This is a genomic window from Staphylococcus rostri, from assembly GCF_002902145.1.
Taxonomy (GTDB): domain Bacteria; phylum Bacillota; class Bacilli; order Staphylococcales; family Staphylococcaceae; genus Staphylococcus; species Staphylococcus rostri.
In genome coordinates this window covers 1-611 of record NZ_PPRF01000105.1, presented here as the reverse complement: position 1 = coordinate 611, position 611 = coordinate 1, and the positions used below count along the sequence as shown (strand labels likewise).

The window sequence follows — 611 nt, the reverse complement described above, 5'->3', positions numbered from 1 at the left end:
TGATTCAGATGTGCTCGCTGATGTAGAATCGCTTTCTGAAACAGATTGACTTGTACTTGTTGAAGCCGAGTCACTTTCTGATACTGAAGTTGACATACTTGTAGACGCTGAGTCACTCTCACTTATTGACTCAGAGTCACTGATTGATGCCGAGTCTGAATTACTTGTGCTCTCTGATTCTGAAGTTGATGTGCTTTCACTTTCTGAGATAGAAACACTTTCACTAGATAAGATTGAATCGCTCTCACTTACTGACTCAGAGTCACTGATTGATGCCGAGTCTGAATTACTTGTGCTCTCTGATTCTGAAGTTGATGTACTTTCACTTGCCGAATTAGAGCTACTAATTGAGGCTGACTCACTAATCGACGTTGATTCGCTTGCGCTTACTGAATCTCTTTCTGCATTTTCCGAGTTACTGATACTTGTTGATTCACTTGCACTTTCTGATTCAGATGTGCTCACTGATGTAGAATCGCTTTCTGAAACAGATTGACTTGTACTTGTTGAAGCCGATTCACTTTCTGATACTGAAGTTGACGTGCTTTCACTTTCTGAATTTGAACTGCTGATTGAGTCTGATTCACTTGTTGAGACAGAGTTGCTTGCTG

At 40.8% G+C, this 611-nt stretch carries 1 protein-coding gene; it reads right to left on the bottom strand.

What is annotated here, in order from left to right:
* Positions 1–611 (bottom strand): hypothetical protein (locus CD122_RS12030; protein WP_206167765.1); only part of this gene is annotated, 611 nt, incomplete at both ends.